Here is an 18,115-nt window from a genome sequence, read left to right on the forward strand (position 1 = left end):
GGCACCACGGTGCCCATCGGGCGCCCGCTGCCCGGGGTCACGATGCACGTCCTGGCCGCCCGGCGGCGTGACCGGACGCCCGGCCCGGGTTCAGGCGGGGCCGGACGTCCGGAGCTTCGATGCCCGGCTCAGGCCTTGGCGAGTTCCTTCTCGCCGTCCTGCTGCGCCTCGGGAACCCCGGCCGTCCCGGGCCGGTTCTCGTCCAGCAGCGTGGTCTCGTCGAAGGGCAGCTCACCGGCCAGCACCCGGCGCACCCGTACCTTGTCGATCTCCTTGGTCCACGTGCCCACGAGCACCGTCGCGACCGCGTTGCCCGCGAAGTTCGTCAGGGCCCGCGCCTCGCTCATGAAGCGGTCGATGCCGACGATCAGCCCGACCCCGTCGACCAGCGCCGGCTTGTGCGACTGCAGACCGCCGGCCAGGGTGGCGAGCCCGGCGCCGCTGACCCCGGCCGCGCCCTTGGACGCCAGCAGCAGGAACAGCAGCAACGGGATCTGCTCGCCGACCGACATCGGCGTGCCCAGCGCGTCCGCGATGTACAGCGACGCCATGGTCATGTAGATCATCGTGCCGTCGAGGTTGAAGGAGTACCCGGTCGGCACCGTGATGCCGACGACCGGCCGGCTGACGCCCAGGTGCTCCATCTTGGCGATGAGGCGGGGCAGCGCGGACTCCGACGAGGACGTCGACAGGATCAGCAGGAACTCGCGGCCGAGGTACTTGAACAGGGAGAAGACGTTCAGGCCCGCGACGATCCGCAGCAGCGCGCCGAGCACCACGAAGACGAACAGGAAGCAGGTGACGTAGAAGCCGAGCATCAGCACGGCGAGGCTCTTGAGCGCGTCGATGCCCGCGGAGCCGACCACGGCCGCGATCGCGCCGAACGCACCGATGGGCGCGGCCCACATCACCATGGACAGGATGCGGAAGACCAGCCGCTGGATGTGCTCGATGCCGCGCAGCACCGGCTGTCCGGCCGAGCCCATGGCCTGCAGCGCGAACCCGGCGAGCAGGGCCACGAGCAGGGTCTGCAGGACCTGGCCCTCGGTGAAGGCGGACACGAACGTGGTCGGGATGATCGACAGGACGAAGTCCACCGGCGGCAGCGCGTCGGGCGAGACCTGGCTGTGCCCGGTCGCCTTGATCGCGTTGGTGATGTGCAGCCCGTCACCGGGGTGCAGCACGTTGCCGACGACGAGCCCGATGGCGAGCGCGACGAGCGACATCACGAGGAAGTAGCCGAGGGCGATGCCGCCGACGGCGCCGACCTTCGCGGCCTTCCGTACGGATCCGATGCCGAGCACGATCGTGCAGAAGATGATCGGCGAGATCATCATCTTGATCAGGTTCACGAATCCGGTGCCCAGCGGCTTCAGCTCCACCGCGGCGTCGGGCCAGATCAGGCCCACGGCGATGCCGAGCGCGACCGCCACGATGACGGCGATGTACAGGTAATGGGTCCGGTCCCGCTTCACGCGGGCTGCGGCAGGTGCCGTATCGGGGGTGCTGGCGGCCACGACTGCCCTCCTTGACGTCTTCGTCGGCGTAACTACCGGCGTGCGGCTCACGTCCGGGCGTTATTGGGGAATGCCGTGACTATCTCCCGGCCTGTGAGGGCGGTCACCCTTCCGTTCATTTAGTTCACGCTTAACCGGAGAGGCACACTGCTGACATGCGTCTGCCCACCCTCCCCCGGCCCCGCAGCCTGGCCGGCCAGCTGTTCGCCATGCAGGCCGTGCTGATCGCGGTGGTCGTGGCCGGGTACGCGCTGTTCACCTACGTCAACGACCAGCGGCAGGCCGAGGACGCCGCCGCCCGGCAGGCCACGGCGGTGGCCCGGTCCATCGCCGACTCCCCCTCGGTCCGCGTGGCGATCCGCACCGCCGACCCCACGGCCCGGCTGGAGCCGTACGCCCTCCAGGTCATGCGGGACGCCGACGTCGACTTCGTCACGATCATGAACCCGTCCGGCATCCGCTGGACCCACCCCGACCGCAACCAGATCGGCGGACGCTTCCTCGGCAACATCGGCCCCGCCCAGCACGGTCACACCTTCACCGAGACCTACACCGGCACGCTCGGACCGTCCGTCCGCGCGGTGACCCCCGTCACCGACAACGGCCGGATCGTCGGTCTGGTCAGCGCCGGCATCAAGGTGGAGACGATCAGCGCCCGGGTCCAGGACCAGGTCGCGGCCCTGCTCGGGGTGGCCGGCGGAACGCTGCTGCTCGGCGCGGTCGGCACCTACGTGATCAACGCCCGGCTGCGCCGCCACACCCACGGCATGAACGCCACCGAGCTGAGCCGGATGCACGACTACCACCAGGCGGCGCTGCACGCCGTCCGGGAAGGGCTGCTGATGCTGGACGGCCAGTACCGGGTGGCGCTGATCAACGACGGCGGCCGGGAACTCCTGGGCGTGGGCCCCGAGGAGGAGGCGATCGGCCGCTCGGTGGCCGACCTCGGCCTGCCGGCCCCGCTGACCGGCGCCCTGCTGTCCTCCGAGCCCCGGGTGGACGAGGTACACCTGACGGAGTCCCGAGTGCTGGTCGTGAACACCTCCCCGGTCTCGGGGGGCGAGCATCGCGGCACGGTCGTGACACTCCGTGACGTGACCGAGCTCCAGTCCCTGATGGGCGAACTGGACTCCGAGCGCGGCTTCACCCAGGCCCTGCGCTCCCAGGCACACGAGGCGGCGAACCGGCTGCACACGGTCGTCTCCCTGATCGAGCTGGGCCGGGCCGAGGAGGCGGTGGAGTTCGCCACGGCCGAGCTGGAGCTGGCGCAGGCCCTGACCGACCAGGTGGTGGCCGCCGTGAGCGAGCCGGTCCTGGCCGCGCTGCTGCTGGGCAAGACCGCGCTGGCGAACGAGCGGGGTGTGGAGCTGGTGGTCTCGCCGGACAGCCGGCTGGACGACGGACTGCTCCCGGAGAGCGTGTCCGCCCGCGACCTGGTGACGATCCTCGGCAACCTGATCGACAACGCGGTGGACGCGGCGCAGGGCAGCGTGCGGGCACGGGTGACGGTGACGGCGTACGCTACGGCCGCCGAAGTGGTGCTCCGGGTGTCGGACACCGGACCGGGGGTCGACCCGGACCACGCCGACCTGGTATTCCAGCGGGGGTTCTCCACCAAGCCGGCCGGACCCGGCGGGCGGGGACTCGGGCTGGCCCTGGTCCGGCAGGCGGTGAACCGCCACGAGGGCACGCTGACGGTGACGGAGTCCGGCGAGGACGGCGAGGGCGGAGCGGTGTTCGAGGTGCGGTTGCCGTTGCGCACACCCCTGGGCGGCGGCAGATGACGAACGAGCAGCAGCCCATCCGCGTCCTCGTCGTCGAGGACGACCCGGTGGCCGCCGACGCGCACGTGCTGTACGTCGGCCGGGTGCCGGGGTTCGTCGCGGTCGGGAAGGCGCACACGGGGGCGGAGGCGCGGCGGATCCTGGACCGTACGGCGGTGGACCTGCTGCTGCTCGATCTCCATCTGCCGGACGTCCACGGCCTGCAGCTGGCCCGGTCCCTGCGGGCCGCCGGCTACCACGCCGACGTGATAGCGGTGACCTCGGCGCGGGACCTGGCGGTGGTGCGGGAGGGGGTCTCGCTGGGGGTCGTCCAGTACGTCCTGAAACCCTTCACTTTCGCGACGCTGAGGGACCGGCTGGCGCGCTATGCCGAGTTCCACGCGGCGGTGGGCGAGGCGAGCGGCCAGGACGAGGTGGACCGGGCGCTGGCGGTGCTGCGAGCACCGTCGCCTGCGGCGCTTCCGAAAGGGTTGAGCGGGCCGACGCTGGAGCGGGTGACGTCCGCTCTGCGGGAGGCGGAGGAAGGCCTCACGGCGGCGGGGGTGGCCGAAGCGGTGGGGATCTCGCGGATCACCGCCCGGCGGTATCTGGAACATCTGGTGGAGGCGGGGCGGGCTGGGCGAAGTCCGTTGTACGGGCAGGTGGGGAGGCCGGAGCTGGTGTATCGGTGGGGGGTTCAGGGGCGGTGAGGGAGGCGGCCTGGAGGGCTTGGGCGGCCTCTACGGGGGCGTTGGCCCGGGCGTAGGCCTCGGCGGCGCGCAGGTAGTGGGCGTGGGCTTCGGCCGGACGGCGGGTTTCGATGTGCGCGCCTGCCAGGTTCTGCAGAGTCTGGCCGACCCCGTACCAGTCCTCGAACTCTGTTTCGATCTCCAGTGCTTTGCCGTACGCCTCCACGGCCTCATCCGACCGCCCCACCCGTCTCAAGCCGTTTCCGAGGTTGTACCACCCCGTCGCCTCGCCCTGGCGGTTGCCCAGGGCATGGCTCAGGTCGCGCGCGCGGATGTGTGCCGCGATGGCCTCCTCCAGCCGGTCCGCGTCCTGGAGGCCGTTGCCGAGGTTGTTCCACGCCATCCCCTCCCCGTCGCGGTCACCGAGTTCCCAGTACAGATCGCGCGCGCGGATGTGTGCCGCGATGGCCTCCTCCAGCCGGTCCGCCTCTTGGAGGGCAATGCCCAGGTTGTTCGACGCCATCGCCTCACCCGCGCGGTCGCCGAGTTCCCGGCGCAGCTCGCGGCTGCGGAGGTGGGCGTCGACCGCCTCCGCCACGCGGCCCACCGCGCGGAAGGCGATGCCGAGGTTGTTCCACGCCAATGCCTCACCGCTGCGGTCACCCCTTCGGTGCGAGACCTCTCGGGCCACGACGGTGACGGCGATCTGGGCGTCGAAGTACCGGCGCCACTTCAGATACCCGCTCAAGCACAGAGCCAGCCACACAGCGATCTCGGCGTACGCCTCCTCGCGCGCCCACTGCACCGCGGCGACCAGCCCTTCGCGCTCCCGGTCCAGCCAGGCCAGTGCTTCGGCCCGGGTGGCGAAGCGGTCCGGCTCCGGCTCCCCCGGAAACCACCTCAACCGGTCATCGGCCGCGTCCGCCCACCGGTAGTAGTGCGCGAGCAGTCGCTTGCGCGCCGCATCTCGCGTCTCCGTGTCCTGCCCCAGCTCGATCACCCCGAACGCACGCACCAGGTCGTGCATCCGCCAGCACTCCCGGTTGTTGCCCCGCTCCACCAGATGCGCGCGTGCCAGAGCCCTGAGGTCCCGCGACGGAGCCTCCTCCACCCCGAGCAGCACGGCGGCCATCTCCTCGCTCACCTCCGGCCCCGGCGCGAGGGCGAGCAGGCTCAGCAAACGGGCCTGGCCGGCCGGGAGGCGTCGGTACGACAGGTCGAAGGCGGCACGCACGCTGCGGTTACCGTCGTCCAGGGCGGCGAGCCGGTTGTACGACGTGGCCAGTTCGTCGGCGAGTTCCGCCACCGGCTTGCCCGGGTCCTCCGCCAGCAACGCCACCGCGATCTGCAAGGCCAGCGGCAGATACCCGCACAGTCCCGCCAGCCGCGCCGCCGCCTCCGGGTCCCCCGCGACCCTGCCGTCATCCGGGTCCGCGATCCGCAGCGCCCGGTCGAGGAGTTCGTACGCCGCCTCGGGCGTCAGCTGGTCCAACGGCACCAGCCGAGCCCCCAGCTGCGCCAGCCGGTCCCGCGAAGTGACCAGCACCCGGTGTTTCGAGCCCCCCGGCAGCAACGGCCTCACCTGCTCCGGCGACGACGCGTTGTCGGCGACGATCAGCACCGCCTCCCGCTCGGCCAGCACCGACCGGTACAGCCCCGCCCGCTCGTCCGCCGTGGCCGGGATGTGCTCGGGATCCACACCGAGCGCCCGCAGCAGGGACTGCAGCGCCTGGTCCGCGGTGACCGGCACGTCGTCGTACCCGTGCAGGTCCACGAAGAGCACCCCGCCCGGGAACCACCCCGCCTCCCGCGCCGCGTACGCCGCCTGCACCGCCAGCGCCGTCTTCCCGATGCCGCCGAGCCCGGAAACGGCGGTGACGAGCACGGCCTGTTCGGCGTCGGCGGCCGAGGGATCCAGCGCGGCCCGCAGCCGCCCCAACTCCTCGTCGCGACCGGTGAACCCGGCGGCCGCCGGCGGCAGCGCGTCCAGTGCCGTAGGCGCCGGCGCCTGCTGCGTGTACTCCGCCTTCCCGATGACCGGCCCCCGGAAGTCCCCGCCCCGGAAGTCGACGACATCACTCACCCGCCGCCACCCCCGCCCCGAACGGCACGGCGTACTGCACCACGCACACCCCCAGCCCCACGACCGCGACCGCCTCCAGCACGGACACGATCAGCAGACCGGCCGAGACGTCACCGCCCGCCCAGTACACGACGAGCGCGCTCAACGGCACGACGCAGAAGGCCAGCAGGTCGACCACGCACTGCACGACCTTCCGGGAGAAGCGCCGGGCGTCCCCCCGGTGCGCGGTCTCCCAGCGGAACACCTCGCCGCCCTCGGCCCGGGCCAGCGCGGCGAGCCGGGGCCCCAACTCGGCCCGCACGTAGGCCCCGATCGCCGAGATCTTCTGGTCGTTGACCAGATACGTCCAGCCCAGCACGACGCACACCGGCGGCAGCGCGAGCAGCATCGCCGGCTGCTTGGCCTGGGCCGCCGCGGCGATGACGGCCGCCACCACCGTGAGGGTGACGTAGAGCAGGTTGTCCCGGAAGCCGATCCGGGTCTTCTGCTCGTCCTTCACGGTCTGGTACTCGGTGAGCAGCAACTGCCCCACGGTGACGTCTCGTTCCGGCACACATGCCCCTTCCCCCAGCAGTACCTTATGAGTGTGCCGGAGACTCAATCCACTGTTCTGGTCCTGACCGCACTGCCCCTGGAATACGCCGCTGTCCGGGCGTACATCCCGGAGCGGGAGGAAATCGTCCACACCAAGGGGACCCGCGTCGAGACGGGCCGGCTGCCGGACAGTGCCTGGCACCTGGCGATCAGCGAGCTGGGAGTGGGGGCCGAGCGCGCCGCCGCGCTCACGGCCCAGCTCATCGACTGGCTGCACCCCGAGGCCGTCCTGTTCGTGGGGGTCGCGGGGAGCCTGAAGGACGACATCGAGATCGGCGACGTCGTGGTGGGCACCCAGGTCTACGAGATCCACGGCGGCAAGCAGACCCCCGACGGCTTCAAGGTCCGCCCGAAGGCCCTGCCCGGCTCGCACGCGCTCGAACAGGCGGCGCGTTCCGTGGCCCGGGACCTGCCGGAGATACGGGTGCACTTCGCGCCGATCGCGACCGGCGACGTGGTCCTGGCCGACAACAGGTCCGACATCGCCCGGCACCTCGACGCCCACTACAACGACGCGGGCGCCATCGAGATGGAGGGCTCCGGAGCGGCCCTGGCGGCCCACCTGAGCGGACAGCTGGACGCACTCGTCGTGCGGGGCGTCAGCGACCGCGCGGACCGCAACAAGCGGCGGGCCGACGCCGGCGGCTCCCAGCAGCGGGCGGCCGCGCACGCGGCGACCGTGGCGGTCGAACTGCTGCGCAAGCACCAGCCCCGCGGCACCGGTCCCGGCGACTCCCAGGAGGGACCCCAAGCACGCTACGCGGGCGACCACATCGACTTCCGGGGCGGCACCTTCTACGGACCCGTCACCGGTAAGCAGGTCGGAGGCCGGTAAGGGCACGGCCCACGGCCCGGTCCCGCGCGCGACCGCCGCCCTGCCGGCCCGTCCGCTGGGTTTCACCGGCCGGTCGGCGGAGCTGGACCGCCTGCTCCCCCACCTCGCACCCGGCGACGACGACACGTCCGCGCTCCCGCTGCTCATCTTCGCCGTCACCGGCATGGGCGGCATCGGCAAGACCGCGCTCGCCCTGGAGGCGGCGCACCGGGCGCGCGCGGAGGGATGGTTCCCGGGCGGGACGCTCTTCGTGGACCTGCGTGGGTACGACGACGACCCGGTCACGGCCGACCAGGCGGTCCTGGCCCTGCTCGACGCGCTGGGCGTACGGGACCGGGACCTGCCGCCGACGACCGAGCGCCAGTACGACGCGTACCGCGCGCTCCTCGCCGAACGCCGGGACCGCATGCTCCTCATCCTGGACAACGCGTCGGACCCGTCCCAGTACGTGCCGCTGCTGCCCGGCACGGACCAGCATCGGGTGCTCATCACCTCCCGGGACCGTTGCGACGCACTCCCGGTACGCCTGATCGACCTTGAGACGCTCGCCCCCGATGACTCGGTCGCCCTGATCACCCGTGCCCTGCACGACACCGACGAACGCGACGACCGCCCGGCACGCGAGCCCGCCGCGCTGCGTGAGCTGGTGGATCTGTGCGGTCACCTGCCCTTGGCGTTGCAGATCGCGGCGGGCATGCTGCGCCGGCGCCGGTACCGGGACATCGCGTCCGTGGTGACCGAGATCCGGGACGCGGGGGACGCGGCTGCCGTTCTCGACAACGGCAGCCCTGGAGCGGACCTCTACGGACGCTCCCTCGTGCTGCGTCCTGTGCTGGAGACCTCCTACCGCCGCCTGCCGCCTGACCAGGCCCGCATGCTGCGGCTGCTCTGCCTGGCTCCAGGGGTGGAGACGGGGACGGAGGCGGTCGCGGCCCTCGCGGATCTGAACACGCCGTCCGCGCTGTCGCTGCTAGAGGACTTGGCGGCCACGCATCTCGTCGCACCGGTGCGGGGCGGCGACGGCACTGTTTCGGCGGTGCGGTGGCGATTGCACGACTTGGTGCGGGAGTTCGGGGCGAGTGTGGTGGCGGGGAATCCGGGGCTGCGGAAGGAGGGAGAGTCGGCGCGGAAGCGAGTGCTGGAGTTCTACCGGTGGTGGGCGGAAGCGGCCGACGACCGTTTGCGGTGGCTGCCGGGGAAGAAGGAGCCGGAGCGGTTCGAGCAGCGGGCACAGGCGTTGGCGTGGCTGGACGGTGAGCGGGCGGCTCTGGTGGCTGCGGTGGAGTGGGGGCGGCAGGAGAGGTTCGCGGACGCGGCGGTGGGGCTGGCCGTATCTCTAGGGGAATACCTGGCCTGGCGGCGGTATTCCGACGACTGGATCATCGTGGCGGAGGCGGCGCGGGAGGCCGCCCGCCTTGCCGGGGACCAGCTGGACGAGGCCATCGCGTGGGACCACCTCGGCCTGGCCTTGCGGATGACGAGCCGGGTGGAAGAGGCGATCTACGCCCACACCCGGGCCCGCGACCTGTACCTGGCCGCACAAGACCGCCAGGGTGCGGCCGGTGCGTGGAACAACCTCGGCCTCGCCCTGCGGATGGCGGGCCGGGGAGAAGAGGCGATCGACGCCCACACTCAGGCCCGCGACCTGTACCAGACCGCCGGGGACCGCCACCGTGGCGCCATCGTGTGGAACAACCTCGGCCTCGCCCTGCGGACAGCGGGCCGGGTGGAAGAGGCGATCGACGCCCACACCCGGGCCCGCGACCTGTACCAGGCCGCCGGGGACCGCCACGGCGCCGCCGGTGCGTGGAACAACCTCGGCACCGCTCTTCGGGAGGCAGGCCGCCTGGAAGAGGCGATTGCGGCTCACTGCAAGTCCCATGGGCCTCGTCTGGAGTTCGAGGACTGGTACGGCGCCGGGCAAGGCCTGAACAACCTGGCCCTCGCCTACAAGGCCGCCGACCGCCCCGCCGAAGCCCGCACCGCCTACCTCCAGGCCGCCGACGCCTTCACCCGTGCCAACGCCCCGGACCGAGCCGCCCAGTCCCGCGCCCGAGCCGACGAACTCCCGGATTGACCCGCACACGCATTGACCCCACCAGACCGCCCCTCATACCTTCACACCGCAGCAATCTCCGCGCCACCCCCACGTGTGCTCAGGAGGTCATGCCCGTGCGCCCCACCGCCGCCCTTCCTCTCCTCCTCACCGCCGCCCTCGCCGCCACCGCCCTCACCGCCTGCGGCAGCGGCTCCGGCAGCGACCCGGACACGATCAAGGTGTCGTACAAGCAGTCCACCGACAACTCCGTCAAGGTGATGGACACCTACCTCGCCGGGATCAAGAAGCAGTTCGAGCACGAACACCCCGGCAAAAAGGTCGAGTTCGTGCCGATCAAGGCCCCGGACGCCGAGTACTACACCAAGCTCCAGCAGATGCTGCGCTCACCGCGGACCGCTCCGGACCTGGTCTACGAGGACACCTTCCTCATCAACTCGGACATCACCAGCGGGTACTTGAAGCCGCTCGACCCGTACCTCGCCAAGTGGCCGGACTGGCGTCAGTTCATCGACACCGCGAAGGCGGCGGCCAAGGGGCAGGACGGGAAGACGTACGGCGTTCCGGACGGGACCGACACCCGCGGACTCTGGTTCGACAAGCGGGTGTTCGCCAAGGCCGGGCTGTCCGCCGACTGGCAGCCGAAGACCTGGGACGACGTCCTCACCGCCGCCCGGACCATCAAACGCAAGGTCCCCGGTGTCATCCCGCTCAACGTCTACACCGGCAAGCCGGCCGGTGAGCGGGCCACCATGCAGGGTTTCGAAATGCTTCTGTACGGCACGGGCGACGGCACACAGGATCCGCTCTACGACAGCGGCAGCAAGAAGTGGATCACGGGGTCGCAGGCCTTCAAGGACTCCCTCGGCTTCATCGAAACCGTCTACAAGGACAAGCTGGGCCCCGACGTCTCCGACGCCCTCGACCCGAACTTCAACACCACCGTCAACGGCGAACTGCTCCCCCAGGGCAAGCTCGGCATCGCCCTCGACGGCTCCTGGCTGCCGCAGGCCTGGTTGCCGGGCAGCGGGCACGAGTGGCCGGACTGGTCGAAGCAGCTGGGGCTCGCCGCCATGCCGACGCAACACGGGCAGGCGCCGGGCAGGGTGAGCATGTCCGGCGGCTGGACCTGGTCCATCCCGGCCAGGGCGGGCAACCCCGACCTCGCCTTCGCGTTCGTCCGGACGATGCAGACGAAGGACAACGCCCGGAAGTGGTACATCGCCAACTCCGGTATCGCCGTACGGAAGGACGTCGCCTCCGACCCCGCGTACGCGAAGGCCCAGCCCGGCCTCGCGTTCTTCACCGGCCTGGTGGCGAGCACGCACTACCGGCCCGCGTACCCGGCGTACCCGAAGGTGTCGACCGCCGTGCAGGAGGCCATGGAAGGGGTCACGACCGGCGACCAGTCCGTGGCGGAGGCGGCGCGCGGCTACGACGCCACGGTCGAGGACGTCACCGGCGGCCGAGTGGTCGAGAAGTGAGGCGCGGGAACCCGGCCGTCCGGGCCCTGCCCCTCGCCCCCGCGCTGGTCCTGCTGCTGCTCTTCCTCGCCGGGCCGATCGCCTACTGCGTCTGGATCGCCTTCACCGACCTCCAGCTGACCGGGCAGGCCCACTCCTCGTTCGTCGGCTTCGCCAACTTCCGCCGGGCGTTCCGGGACGACGCGTTCCTGAACGCGGTGTGGCTGACCCTGGTGTTCACGGTGCTGTCCTCGCTCGTCGGGCAGAACACGCTGGGGCTCGCGCTGGCCGCGTTGATGAAGCGTGCCTCGAAGCCCGTCCGGACCGTGACCGGTGCCGTCGTCGTCACCGCGTGGGTGCTGCCGGAGGTCGTCGCCGGGTTCCTGCTGTACGCGTTCTTCCGGCGCGAGGGCACCCTGAACGCCATCCTGGACTGGCTGCACCTGCCCCGGCAGAACTGGCTGTTCACGCTGCCCATCCTCGCCGTGTCCTTCGCCAACGTCTGGCGCGGGACGGCGTTCTCGATGCTCGTGTACTCCGCCGCGCTGGACGAGATCCCCGCCGAGATCACGGAGGCCGCCGAGGTGGACGGGGCCGGCGGGTGGCGGCGGCTGTGGCACATCACGCTGCCGATGATCCGGCGCTCCATCGGCACCAACCTCATGCTCAACACGCTCCAGACGCTGTCCGTCTTCGGGCTGATCTGGGTGATGACCCGGGGCGGCCCCGGCGACCGGAGCCAGACGCTGCCGCTGTTCATGTACGAGCAGGCCTTCCAGAACAGCATGATCGGGTACGGCACCGCGGTGGCCCTGCTCCTGCTGGTCGTCGGCTCCCTGTTCTCCGTCGTCTACCTGCGGCTGCTGCGGACGGAGGTCTGATGGCCGGGAAGCGCTCCGCCCGGCGGGCCGCCGCCGACCTCGCGCTGCTGGCCGTGGCCGCCGCCTTCGTGCTGCCGCTCGCCTGGGTGCTGCTGTCCGCCGTGGATCCGCACGCCGGTCTGCGGGTCCGGGTCCCGGACGGGGTCACCCTGGACAACTTCCGGGCGGTCCTGACCCCGGACATCACCTACACGCCGTTGCTCAACAGCCTGGTGCTGTGCGGGGGCGCCACGGCGCTGACCGTCGGCTGCGCCGCCCTCGCCGCCTATCCGCTGTCCCGGTTCCGGTCCCGGCTGAACCGGCCGTTCCTGCTGACGATCCTGTTCGCGACGAGCCTGCCGATCACGGCGGTCATGGTGCCGGTGTACGCCCTGTTCGTCCGGGTGAACCTGATCGACACCCTCCAGGGCACGGTCTTCTTCTTCGCCGCCTCCCAGCTGCCGTTCGCGATCTGGCTGATGAAGAACTTCATGGACGGCGTGCCGCGGGAACTGGAGGAGGCGGCCTGGACCGACGGGGCGTCGGCGGCACAGTCCCTGCTGCGGATCGTGCTGCCGCTGATGGGGCCGGGGCTCGCCGTGGTGACCGTGTTCTCGTTCGTGATGATGTGGGGGAACTTCTTCGTCCCGTTCATGCTGCTGCTCACCCCGGACCGGATGCCGGCCTCGGTGAGCATCAACGACTTCTTCGGCAACCGGGGCATGGTCGCCTACGGTCAGCTCGCCGCGTTCTCCGTCCTCTACTCGACGCCGGTGATCCTTCTGTACGTCCTGGTGGCGCGGCGGCTGGGCGGCGGATTCGCGCTGGGCGGCGCGGTCAAGGGGTGAGGGAAAGGGTGGTCCGTCCGTTACATACCGAACAGCCGGAACTGTGCTTTCGTACAATCCGTGGTCCTGGCTGAACGGACCGTAGCCATCCGGGGTGCGGCCCCCTAGCTTGTGCCGGGTGCGTGAACCCTCAGCTCCTCTCTTCAACGCTCCGGCCGCCCGCAGACTGCGCGCCGCGCTCGGCATGGGCCCCGAGCACGTCGCGTACGGCATGCGGGTCTCGTACGGACTGCCCTACGTCACACCGGACCTCGTGGTCGCCTGGGAACGCGGTACGGCCGCGCCGAGCCACCCCGAGCTCACCGCGCTGGCGGGCGTGCTGTGGTGCTCCCCGGGGGAACTGTTCGGCCGGCCGCGGACCCTGCGCGAGCACCGCATCGCCCGTGCCGTCGCCCCCGAGGACGTCGCCCGTGCCGTCGGCGTGGACGTGCGGTCGTACCTGCGCATGGAGGAGAGCGGGCAGTGGCGCGGCAACGAGCGCCAGTCGGCGGTGCTCGCCCAGGTCCTCGACCTGGCCCTGCCCGACTTCGTGGCCGTCACCGGCCGCGAGGCGAAGCTTGCCGAGCTGCTGCGCAGCGCGGTGACCACACGCTGGCAGGCCTACGTACGGCCGGTGCGCAGGCTGGCGCCCCTGGAGCCGGACGTCCTCGAAGGGGCGCTGCAGGAACTGCACGAGGACTACCAGGGGCACATGGCCGCCACCCTCAGCTGGGGCGGCGGCAGCAGGAGTGCCAGCGAGTCCGGGCGGGAGTTCCTCGACCGGCTCGTGGAGCACTTCTGGGCAGCGGTGGAGAAGCGGACCTGACGGATACGGCCTAGAAGACCGACTCGGCCTCGTCCATCCGGTCCTTGGGCACGGTCTTCAGCTCGGTGACCGCCTCCGCGAGCGGCACCATGACGATGTCGGTGCCACGCAGGGCGGTCATCCGGCCGAACTCGCCGCGGTGGGCGGCCTCGACGGCGTGCCAGCCGAAGCGGGTGGCGAGGACGCGGTCGTACGCGGTCGGGACGCCGCCGCGCTGGACGTGGCCGAGGATGACCGGCTTGGCCTCCTTGCCGAGGCGCCGTTCCAGCTCGTAGGCGAGGGCGGTGCCGATGCCCTGGAAGCGCTCGTGGCCGTACTGGTCGATCTCGCCCTTGCCGTAGTCCATGGAGCCCTCGGCGGGGTGGGCGCCCTCGGCGACGCAGATGACGGCGAACTTCTTGCCGCGGGCGAACCGCTCCTCGACCATCTTGACCAGGTCGGCGGGGTCGAACGGCCGCTCGGGCAGGCAGATGCCGTGGGCGCCGGCGGCCATGCCGGACTCCAGGGCGATCCAGCCGGCGTGCCGGCCCATGACCTCCACGACCATCACGCGCTGGTGGGACTCGGCGGTGGTCTTGAGGCGGTCCATGGCCTCGGTGGCCACGCCGACGGCGGTGTCGAAGCCGAAGGTGCGGTCGGTGGAGGAGATGTCGTTGTCGATGGTCTTCGGGACGCCGACGACCGGGAGGCCGGCGTCGGAGAGCATGCGGGCCGCGGTCAGCGTGCCCTCGCCGCCGATCGGGATCAGCGCGTCGATGCCGAACTCCTCGACCATGTCCGCGGCGCCCTCGCAGGCCTCGCGCAGCCGGTCGCGCTCCAGCCGGGAGGAGCCGAGGATGGTGCCGCCGCGGGCCAGGATGCCGCTGACCGCGTCCAGGTCGAGGGTGCGGTAGTGGCGGTCCAGCAGACCCCGGTAGCCGTCCTCGAATCCGATGACCTCGTCGCCGTACTGCGCCACCGCCCGGTGCACGACCGACCGGATCACGGCGTTCAGGCCGGGGCAGTCGCCGCCTGCGGTGAGAACTCCGATGCGCATCGTGCTGTGTCTCCTGCTCGCTGTCGGTGCCGGTGAGCCGATGTCGATTCTTTCACGTCCGCCGAGCAGGTGAAGTCCTGACGGGCGCCTTATCCGTCGGCGGGGGTATTGTCAAGAGGGTTCTGCTCACCTTGGTGGGCGATTTTTATGCCAAAGAGGCGACACGAGCGACAAGAGGAACGGAGTGGACACGTGACGCGCAGCGTGTACGTGACCGGGATCGACCGCGGTGACGGCCGCCAGGTCGTGGAGCTGGGAGTCATGGAACTCCTGACCCGGCAGGTCGACCGGGTGGGGGTCTTCCGTCCGCTCGTCCACGACGGCCCCGATCGGCTGTTCGAGTTGCTGCGGGCGCGCTACCGCCTCTCGCAGGACCCGGCGACCGTCTACGGCATGGACTACGACCGGGCGTCCGCGCTCCAGGCCGAGCAGGGCACCGACGAGCTGGTCTCCGCCCTCGTCGACCGCTTCCACCTGGTGGCCCGGGACTACGACGTCGTCCTGGTCCTCGGCACCGACTACGCCGGCACCCAGCTGCCGGACGAGCTGTCCCTGAACGCCCGGCTCGCCAACGAGTTCGGCGCCTCCGTGATCCCGGTGGTCGGCGGCCGCAAGCAGTCCGCCGCGTCCGTGCTGGCCGAGACCCGCAACGCCTACCGCGCCTACGACGGCCTCGGCTGCGACGTGCTGGCCATGGTCGCCAACCGGGTGGCCCGCGAGGACCGCGACGAGATCGCCGAGCGGCTCGCCGACCGGCTGCCGGTGCCGACGTACGTCCTGCCCGACGAACCCGCGCTGTCCGCGCCGACGGTGGCCCAGATCGCCCAGGCCCTCGGCGCCAAGGTGCTGCTCGGCGACGACTCCGGGCTCGCCCGCGACGCGCTGGACTTCGTCTTCGGCGGCGCGATGCTGCCGAACTTCCTCGGCGCCCTGACCCCGGGCTGCCTGGTCGTCACCCCGGGCGACCGCGCCGACCTGGTCGTCGGCTCGCTCGCCGCGCACAGCGCCGGCACCCCGCCGATAGCCGGCGTGCTGCTCACCCTGAACGAGGTGCCGAGCGAGGAGATCCTCACCCTGGCCGCCCGCCTCGCCCCGGGCACCCCCGTGCTCTCGGTGTCCGGCAACAGCTTCCCCACCGCCGAGCAGCTCTTCTCCATGGAGGGGAAGATGACCGCGGCCACCCCGCGCAAGGCGGAGACCGCGCTCGGCCTGTTCGAGCGGTACACCGACACCGCCGGCCTGGCCCGCCGGGTCTCCGCGCCGAGCAGCGACCGGGTCACCCCGATGATGTTCGAGCACAAGCTCCTGGAGCAGGCCCGCTCCGACAAGCGCCGGGTCGTCCTGCCGGAGGGCACCGAGGAGCGGGTGCTGCACGCGGCCGAGGTGCTGCTGCGCCGGGGCGTGTGCGACCTGACCCTGCTCGGCCCGGCCGACCAGATCCGCAAGAAGGCCGCCGACCTCGGCATCGACCTCGGCGACAGCGAGCTGATCGACCCGGCCACCTCCGAGCTGCGGGACGCCTTCGCCGAGCAGTACGCGGCCCTGCGCGCCCACAAGGGCGTCACCGTCGAGCTGGCCTACGACGTCGTCTCCGACGTCAACTACTTCGGCACCCTGATGGTCCAGGAGGGCATGGCCGACGGCATGGTGTCCGGCTCGGTGCACTCCACGGCGGCCACCATCCGCCCGGCCTTCGAGATCATCAAGACCAGGCCGGACTCCTCGATCGTCTCGTCGGTGTTCTTCATGTGCCTGGCCGACAAGGTGCTGGTCTACGGCGACTGCGCGGTCAACCCGGACCCGAACGCCGAGCAGCTCGCGGACATCGCCATCCAGTCGGCGGGCACGGCCGCGCAGTTCGGCGTGGAGCCGCGGATCGCGATGCTGTCGTACTCCACCGGCACGTCCGGGTCGGGCGCCGACGTCGACAAGGTGCGCGAGGCCACCGAGCTGGTCCGCGCGCGCCGGCCGGACCTGAAGATCGAGGGGCCGATCCAGTACGACGCCGCCGTCGAGCCGTCCATCGCCGCGACGAAGCTGCCGGACTCCGATGTCGCCGGGCAGGCCAGCGTGCTGATCTTCCCCGACCTGAACACCGGCAACAACACCTACAAGGCCGTGCAGCGCTCGGCCGGCGCGATCGCCGTCGGCCCCGTCCTGCAGGGCCTGCGCAAGCCGGTCAACGACCTGTCCCGGGGCGCGCTCGTCCAGGACATCGTCTCCACCGTCGCCATCACGGCGATCCAGGCCCAGAACTCCGCCCAGTCCCCGAACGAGAAGGCGTCCCAGCAGTGACCTCCCCCACTCGTGTCCTCGTCCTCAACTCCGGCTCCTCGTCGGTGAAGTACCAGCTGCTGGACATGCGGGACAGCAGCCGGCTCGCGGTGGGCCTGGTCGAGCGCATCGGCGAGCAGACCTCCCGGATCGAGCACACCTGCCTCACCAGCGGCGACACCCGGGAGCACACCGGCCCCATCGCCGACCACGACGCCGCCCTGAAGGCGGTCGCCGATGAGCTGGGCCGCGACGGCCTCGGCCTGGACTCCCCCGAACTGGCCGCGATCGGTCACCGGGTGGTGCACGGCGGGATGTTCTTCACCGAGCCCACCGTCATCGACGACGAGGTGCTCACCGAGATCGAGCGGCTGATCCCGGTCGCCCCGCTGCACAACCCGGCCAATCTCACCGGCATCCGCACCGCGCAGGGGCTGCGCCCCGACCTGCCCCAGGTCGCCGTGTTCGACACCGCCTTCCACACGACGATGCCAGAGTCCGCGGCGCGCTATGCGCTCGACCCGAAGATCGCCGACCGCTACCGGATCCGCCGCTACGGCTTCCACGGCACCTCGCACGCCTACGTCTCCCGGGAGACCGCCCGGCTGCTGGGCAAGGACCCGTCCGAGGTCAACGTGATCGTGCTGCACCTGGGCAACGGCGCCTCCGCCTCCGCGGTGCAGAAGGGCCGCTGCGTGGACACCTCGATGGGGCTGACCCCCTTGGAGGGGCTCGTGATGGGTACGCGGTCCGGTGATCTGGATCCGGCCGTCATCTTCCATTTGGCGCGTGTTGGGGATATGTCCATGGACGAGATCGACACTCTTCTGAACAAGAGGAGCGGTCTGTTCGGTCTGTGCGGGGACAACGACATGCGGGAGATCCGCCGCCGGATCGACGAGGGCGACGAAGAGGCCGCACTCGCCTTCGACATTTACATTCACCGGCTCAAGAAGTACATCGGCGCCTATTACGCGGTGCTCGGCACCGTGGACGCGGTGGCCTTCACCGCCGGGGTCGGCGAGAACGCCGCCCCCGTGCGGGAGGCGGCGATCGCGGGCCTGGAGGGCATGGGCCTGGCGGTCGACGCGGAGCGGAACGCCGTACGCGGCGGCGGGCCCCGGCTGATTTCGCCGGACTCCGCCCGGGTGGCGGTCGCCGTGGTGCCGACCGACGAGGAACTGGAGATCGCGACGCAGACCTACGCACTGGTGGGAAAGAACAACTGAATAGCACCTGAGCGGTGTGGCACTCATTTGTATCTTCCGCCAGACGGAATATTCCGTAGCGAA

General features: G+C 71.1%; 14 protein-coding genes. 10 read left to right on the forward strand and 4 right to left on the reverse strand.

The genetic code is table 11. From position 1 onward, the window contains the following. Positions 1-128: 128 nt before the first annotated feature. Entirely contained in the window at positions 129-1,517 is a 1,389-nt protein-coding gene (locus tag ABZ923_RS29335) for a cation:dicarboxylase symporter family transporter (protein WP_361477271.1), read from the reverse strand. A gap of 155 nt (positions 1,518-1,672) precedes the next feature. On the opposite strand from ABZ923_RS29335, the gene ABZ923_RS29340 reads away from it, so the two are divergent. Next, positions 1,673-3,301 carry a sensor histidine kinase gene (locus tag ABZ923_RS29340; RefSeq protein WP_361477274.1) on the forward strand — a complete coding sequence of 543 codons (1,629 nt, stop codon included), beginning with the start codon at positions 1,673-1,675 and terminating at the stop codon, positions 3,299-3,301. Further along, entirely contained in the window at positions 3,298-3,990 is a 693-nt protein-coding gene (locus ABZ923_RS29345) for a response regulator (protein WP_361477277.1), read from the forward strand. Before ABZ923_RS29340 ends, ABZ923_RS29345 begins: the two co-directional genes overlap by 4 nt. Here ABZ923_RS29345 and ABZ923_RS29350 read toward each other — a convergent pair. Together ABZ923_RS29350 and ABZ923_RS29355 are read right to left on the reverse strand one after the other, a co-directional pair. Further along, on the reverse strand, positions 3,872-6,052 hold the full coding sequence (locus tag ABZ923_RS29350; RefSeq protein WP_361477280.1) for a tetratricopeptide repeat protein: 2,181 nt from the start codon (positions 6,050-6,052) through the stop codon (positions 3,872-3,874). The two genes, ABZ923_RS29345 and ABZ923_RS29350, sit on opposite strands and share 119 nt — an antisense overlap. Continuing rightward, positions 6,045-6,605 carry a hypothetical protein gene (locus ABZ923_RS29355; protein WP_361477283.1) on the reverse strand — a complete coding sequence of 187 codons (561 nt, stop codon included), beginning with the start codon at positions 6,603-6,605 and terminating at the stop codon, positions 6,045-6,047. The genes ABZ923_RS29350 and ABZ923_RS29355 overlap by 8 nt, the downstream gene beginning before the upstream one ends. Before the next feature lie 27 nt (positions 6,606-6,632). Here ABZ923_RS29355 and ABZ923_RS29360 point away from each other — a divergent pair, with 27 nt between their 5' ends. The 6 genes from ABZ923_RS29360 (at position 6,633) to ABZ923_RS29385 (ending at position 13,513) form a co-directional block, all read left to right on the forward strand. After that, positions 6,633-7,481, forward strand: coding sequence for a 5'-methylthioadenosine/S-adenosylhomocysteine nucleosidase (locus tag ABZ923_RS29360; protein ID WP_361477286.1), 849 nt, complete (start codon positions 6,633-6,635; stop codon positions 7,479-7,481). A 139-nt stretch (positions 7,482-7,620) separates the two neighbouring features. Next, on the forward strand, positions 7,621-9,558 hold the full coding sequence (locus ABZ923_RS29365; protein ID WP_361477369.1) for a tetratricopeptide repeat protein: 1,938 nt from the start codon (positions 7,621-7,623) through the stop codon (positions 9,556-9,558). 89 nt (positions 9,559-9,647) lie between these two features. Next, the gene (locus ABZ923_RS29370) at positions 9,648-11,021 is read left to right on the forward strand and encodes an extracellular solute-binding protein (protein WP_361477288.1); all 1,374 of its coding nucleotides are present in this window, start codon (positions 9,648-9,650) and stop codon (positions 11,019-11,021) included. Beyond that, complete coding sequence (locus ABZ923_RS29375) at positions 11,018-11,881, forward strand: sugar ABC transporter permease (protein WP_361477291.1); 864 nt, start codon at positions 11,018-11,020, stop codon at positions 11,879-11,881. The genes ABZ923_RS29370 and ABZ923_RS29375 overlap by 4 nt, the downstream gene beginning before the upstream one ends. Continuing rightward, complete coding sequence (locus tag ABZ923_RS29380; RefSeq protein ID WP_361477294.1) at positions 11,881-12,708, forward strand: carbohydrate ABC transporter permease; 828 nt, start codon at positions 11,881-11,883, stop codon at positions 12,706-12,708. The genes ABZ923_RS29375 and ABZ923_RS29380 overlap by 1 nt, the downstream gene beginning before the upstream one ends. 118 nt (positions 12,709-12,826) lie before the next feature. Then, positions 12,827-13,513 (forward strand): helix-turn-helix transcriptional regulator, encoded by a 687-nt coding sequence (locus tag ABZ923_RS29385; protein ID WP_361477296.1) that lies wholly within the window; start codon positions 12,827-12,829, stop codon positions 13,511-13,513. A gap of 10 nt (positions 13,514-13,523) precedes the next feature. Here ABZ923_RS29385 and ABZ923_RS29390 read toward each other — a convergent pair whose 3' ends face one another. Beyond that, on the reverse strand, positions 13,524-14,549 hold the full coding sequence (locus ABZ923_RS29390; protein ID WP_361477299.1) for an ATP-dependent 6-phosphofructokinase: 1,026 nt from the start codon (positions 14,547-14,549) through the stop codon (positions 13,524-13,526). 192 nt (positions 14,550-14,741) lie between these two features. Between ABZ923_RS29390 and pta the strand changes: the two genes are divergently transcribed. Both pta and ABZ923_RS29400 read left to right on the forward strand, forming a co-directional pair. Then, positions 14,742-16,844: a phosphate acetyltransferase gene (pta, locus tag ABZ923_RS29395; RefSeq protein WP_361477302.1), complete on the forward strand. Its 2,103-nt coding sequence runs from the start codon at positions 14,742-14,744 to the stop codon at positions 16,842-16,844. After that, positions 16,841-18,052, forward strand: coding sequence for an acetate kinase (locus ABZ923_RS29400; RefSeq protein WP_361477305.1), 1,212 nt, complete (start codon positions 16,841-16,843; stop codon positions 18,050-18,052). Before pta ends, ABZ923_RS29400 begins: the two co-directional genes overlap by 4 nt. Positions 18,053-18,115 lie beyond the last annotated feature (63 nt).

Origin of the sequence: Streptomyces sp. NPDC046881, assembly GCF_040645015.1 — a bacterium.
In the GTDB taxonomy this organism is placed as follows: Bacteria; Actinomycetota; Actinomycetes; order Streptomycetales; family Streptomycetaceae; genus Streptomyces.

Coding starts and splice junctions, on each gene's coding strand:
- ABZ923_RS29370 (WP_361477288.1), top strand. CDS start 9,648: ATGCCCGTGCGCCCCACCGCCGCCCTTCCTCTCCTCCTCACCGCCGCC.
- ABZ923_RS29380 (WP_361477294.1), top strand. CDS start 11,881: ATGGCCGGGAAGCGCTCCGCCCGGCGGGCCGCCGCCGACCTCGCGCTG.
- ABZ923_RS29340 (WP_361477274.1), top strand. CDS start 1,673: ATGCGTCTGCCCACCCTCCCCCGGCCCCGCAGCCTGGCCGGCCAGCTG.
- ABZ923_RS29360 (WP_361477286.1), top strand. CDS start 6,633: ATGAGTGTGCCGGAGACTCAATCCACTGTTCTGGTCCTGACCGCACTG.
- ABZ923_RS29345 (WP_361477277.1), top strand. CDS start 3,298: ATGACGAACGAGCAGCAGCCCATCCGCGTCCTCGTCGTCGAGGACGAC.
- ABZ923_RS29390 (WP_361477299.1), bottom strand. CDS start 14,549: ATGCGCATCGGAGTTCTCACCGCAGGCGGCGACTGCCCCGGCCTGAAC.